Annotated in this window: 4 protein-coding genes; 3 read left to right on the top strand and 1 reads right to left on the bottom strand. The window is 64.3% G+C overall.

Translation table 11 applies throughout. The annotated features are described in order from the left end of the window. The first annotated feature begins 394 nt into the window (after positions 1 to 394). Positions 395 to 643 (top strand): hypothetical protein, encoded by a 249-nt coding sequence (locus HU729_RS25195; RefSeq protein ID WP_186711895.1) that lies wholly within the window; start codon positions 395 to 397, stop codon positions 641 to 643. Positions 644 to 655: 12 nt separating this feature from the next. Continuing rightward, positions 656 to 895 carry a DUF3077 domain-containing protein gene (locus HU729_RS25190; protein WP_186711894.1) on the top strand — a complete coding sequence of 80 codons (240 nt, stop codon included), beginning with the start codon at positions 656 to 658 and terminating at the stop codon, positions 893 to 895. A 149-nt stretch (positions 896 to 1,044) separates the two neighbouring features. On the opposite strand, the gene HU729_RS25185 is transcribed toward HU729_RS25190, so the two are convergent. Then, positions 1,045 to 2,259, bottom strand: coding sequence for a cation:dicarboxylase symporter family transporter (locus HU729_RS25185; protein ID WP_186711893.1), 1,215 nt, complete (start codon positions 2,257 to 2,259; stop codon positions 1,045 to 1,047). Between the two features lie 102 nt (positions 2,260 to 2,361). Between HU729_RS25185 and HU729_RS25180 the strand changes: the two genes are divergently transcribed. Then, positions 2,362 to 3,309: a LysR substrate-binding domain-containing protein gene (locus HU729_RS25180; protein ID WP_186711892.1), complete on the top strand. Its 948-nt coding sequence runs from the start codon at positions 2,362 to 2,364 to the stop codon at positions 3,307 to 3,309. The last annotated feature ends 146 nt before the right edge of the window (positions 3,310 to 3,455 follow it).

The raw sequence follows: 3,455 nt of genomic DNA, 5'->3' as shown, positions 1-3,455 counted from the left end.
TTAGATTTTGAGCAAGACTGTTGCTCCTACAGATGTGGTGGATGCCTGGGAAACAGCGGTGTCCCCATACCTCAGAAAATTCCGAATCTTGTCGGCATCCCTTCAGTTCAAGGTTGCTTGGGAATTATCCTACGCACCACTCAGCCGTTTCTCTGTTGTTGGAGATAAGCATCGGGACTAACTTCCCCGGGTCGCCCATATGGCGACCGGGTGTGAGAGCCCGCTATCCATTTGCAGATCAACGGCTGTCATGGCAGCTGTGCGTGGGCAGGCTTGCGCCTGGCCGGCTGATTGATCTCTATGGACCGGTCTCTCACCCCACGTAACAGCTGCCACCCATCCTGTGAGAGGGATGGCGGGGTTGGCTTCCTGAAACGCCATCGAGATCATCGTGATGAAAAAGATCGTCCCCGACCCACCCCGCCTCAAGCTCATCAATACTCCCTACTTCTCCATCCACGCCGACCTGATTCCCCCGGACGCCCTGGCTCACGCCAGCGAACTTTTGCGCGGTGTCAGCGAGACCCTCGACGAGCACTGTCGCTCCATGGCCGGTACTCCCGGTCTGAACATGCTTGCCAACGCCGCGCATGCCGCCGAAACCGCGCGTGCCTTGATCGAACACGCCCTCAAACGGATGTGATGGAGGTTTTCCATGAATGAAAACACCACCCCAGGCATCGCCACTGCCTTCGGGATGTTCCGCGTACGACCCGGTATTCCCGTGGATCGGGCATTCGACGAAGCGTCGTTGCTGCTGGGCTGCGTGCGTGATCTGAGCCAGGGCAGTGACGAGGAAATCGCCCCTGCCGCCCTGACGGCATTGAGGTATCTCAGCGCACTGGCCAAGGCCTTGCTGAACGACCTTGAGGTGGCCAGAAACCAGCAGGTCTGACTGCAAAACCAGCAGGCTATTCGGAGCGCCGCACCGCTGTGAACACCGGCAAGGCCGGTGTCATTCACCGCGGTGCATGGCACCGGCTGTGCCGGTGATCGCGGGACAAGCCCGCTCCCACAGGTACCGCGCGGTTCCTACAGCTGCCCCTAGCCCAACACCTCGCGCAACCGCCCGCGATCCACCTTCCCGTGCCACCAGGCAATCGCCAGGCACGCCACGCAATTGCCTACCACATTGGTCACCGACCGGCATTTCATCAGCCGCTCCACGCCAATCAGCAAGCCGATGCTCTCCAGCGGCACGATGTCCAGCACGCTCAAGGTCGCCGCCAGGGTGACGAAGGCCGAGCCAGCCACGCTGGTCGAGCCGAGCGAGGTGAACAGGCTGACCAGCACGATGGTCGCCAGCAGCGAGGGCGTCAGGTCGATATGCCCAAGCTGTGCGAGAAACAGCACCGCAACCATCAGGTACAGGCTCGAGCCGTTGAGGTTGAAGCTGTAGCCGGCAGTGAGGGTCAGGCGCAGGGTCTGGCTGTCGCAACCGGCCGCTTCGAGCTTTTCCACCAGACGCGGCAGGGCGGCCACCGACGAGCCGGTCGAGATCACCAGCAACAGTTCTTCCTTGATGTAGCCCACCAGCCGCGCCAGGCGACAGCCGAGCAGGCGCATCACCAGCAGCGGCACCAGCAGCAGGTAGGCCAGGCACGCGGCGTAGGCGGCAATGACGAACTTGGCCAGGGGAATGGCGGCGTCCAGGCCGTACTTGCCGATGATGAAGGCGATGGCACCAAACGCCGCCAGCGGCGCGAAGCTGACGATCAGGCGCATGATGCGGAACATCCAGGCCATGGTCCGGTCGAGCTGGCGGGCCAGGCGTCGGCCGGTTTCGCCGCTGCGCCCTAGCAGCAGGCCGCACACCAGTGCGGCCAGCAGCACCTTGAGGATGGGGCTTTCTTCCAGCGAGTCGAGCAGCAGGGTCGGCAGGCGCGAGAGCATCGGGCCGTCGCCGGCCAGCAGCGGCACCGACCACACGTGGCTGGAGCTTTCCAGGCCCGCGCCGGGGCGCAGCAGCAGGGCGACAACCAGGCCGATCAGCAAGGACAGCAACGACATCAGTTGCCAATAGGCCATGGCCTTGAGGCCCAGGCGCGCTGTGGAGCGGTAGTCGCTCAGGGCGGCGGTGCTGGAGCAGACCAGGATGAACATCACCACCGGGGCGCAGACGCCGATGATGGAGATGAACAGGTCGCTGAGCGGCTTCATCTGCACCGCCAGGTCCGGCTGCCAGACACCCAGCAGCGCACCGGCCAGCAGGGCGAGCAGGAGCAAGGCAAGATCGGAGCGGGGACGGTTGCGGATCATCGGCGGTTTTGTTGTTTTTTTGATTTTGCCGATTCTAGCGTGAATGGTGCGAGGACTGCGCATGCGCCACAATGCCCCTCGCCACCCGCCCCCGGAGCCTGCATGGAACTTCGTCACCTTCGTTACTTCGTCATGGTCGCCCAGGAAAAGCACTTCACCCGTGCCGCCGCGCGGCTGAACATGCAGCAGCCGCCGCTCAGCCAGCAGATCCGCGCACTGGAGCAGGAGCTGGGCTTCGACCTGTTCATCCGCCATGCCAAGGGTGTCGACCTGACCGCTGGCGGCGAGGTCTTCCTTCAAGAGGCGCTGGACATCCTGCAACGGGTCGAGAACGGTGCGCAGAAGGCCGCGCGCACGGCCAAGGGCATCGAAGGCAATCTCAAGGTCGGCTTCACCAGCTCGGCAGCGTCCCATCCACTGATCCCCCGCATCATCCGGCGTTACCGAGATCTCTACCCGGACGTCGATATCGCCCTGCACGAAGGCAACGCCCGCGAGCTGACCGACGAGGTGAGCGACGACAGCGTCGATATCGGCATCCTTCGCGCGCCGGTCGATCGCCCACGGGGCATCGCCTATCACCGGTTGCTCAACGAAGAGCTGGTGCTGACCCTGCCGGTCGGTCATCGCCTGCTCGACAGCGGTGCGGCCATTGCCCTCAAGGACCTGGCCGACGAGCCGTTCATCCTGGTGCGCCGTCCGGGGGCGCCGGGGATGTACGCCAATTTGCTGCAGGCCTGTCGTAATGCGGGATTCGAGCCGAAGGTGGCGTTCGAGGTCGAGCGCATGCTGACCAACGTCAGCCTGGTGGCCGCCGGTGCCGGGGTGTCGGTGGTGCCGACTTCGATGCGCGGCTTTCACGAACACAGCGTGGCCTACCGGCCAATCCGCGACGCCCGGCCACGGCTGGCGGCGCCCATTACCTTGCTGTGCCGGCAGGACAACCCGTCGCCGCAGGCGGTGAATTTCGTGGCGTTGGCGCGGGAGCTGGGCAGCGAGTTGCGCCGCGAACGGCGGGAAGCCAGTGGTGGTGCGTTAGCTACAGGCTAATGACAAAGCGGCGCCCGGCTAACAAGGGCTGGGCGTTGGGAGGGTAGGGTGGTGGCAACACTGCAAGGCCTGTGGCGAAGTGATTTTGGCCGACAGGCTTGTGGTGGCTGTTCCGGGCCCCCCCCCCCCCCCCCCACCCCCCCCCC

This window comes from Pseudomonas sp. RW10S2 (genome assembly GCF_014268985.1).
In the GTDB taxonomy this organism is placed as follows: domain Bacteria; phylum Pseudomonadota; class Gammaproteobacteria; order Pseudomonadales; family Pseudomonadaceae; genus Aquipseudomonas; species Aquipseudomonas wayambapalatensis.
Note: the sequence above shows the minus strand (reverse complement) of the source record. Positions and strands in the feature narration are given on the sequence as shown.

What these genes read in the sequence shown, in the direction of transcription:
- HU729_RS25195 (WP_186711895.1), top strand. Translation starts at nt 395, where the DNA reads ATGAAAAAGATCGTCCCCGACCCACCCCGCCTCAAGCTCATCAATACT.
- HU729_RS25190 (WP_186711894.1), top strand. Translation starts at nt 656, where the DNA reads ATGAATGAAAACACCACCCCAGGCATCGCCACTGCCTTCGGGATGTTC.
- HU729_RS25185 (WP_186711893.1), bottom strand. Translation starts at nt 2,259, where the DNA reads ATGATCCGCAACCGTCCCCGCTCCGATCTTGCCTTGCTCCTGCTCGCC.
- HU729_RS25180 (WP_186711892.1), top strand. Translation starts at nt 2,362, where the DNA reads ATGGAACTTCGTCACCTTCGTTACTTCGTCATGGTCGCCCAGGAAAAG.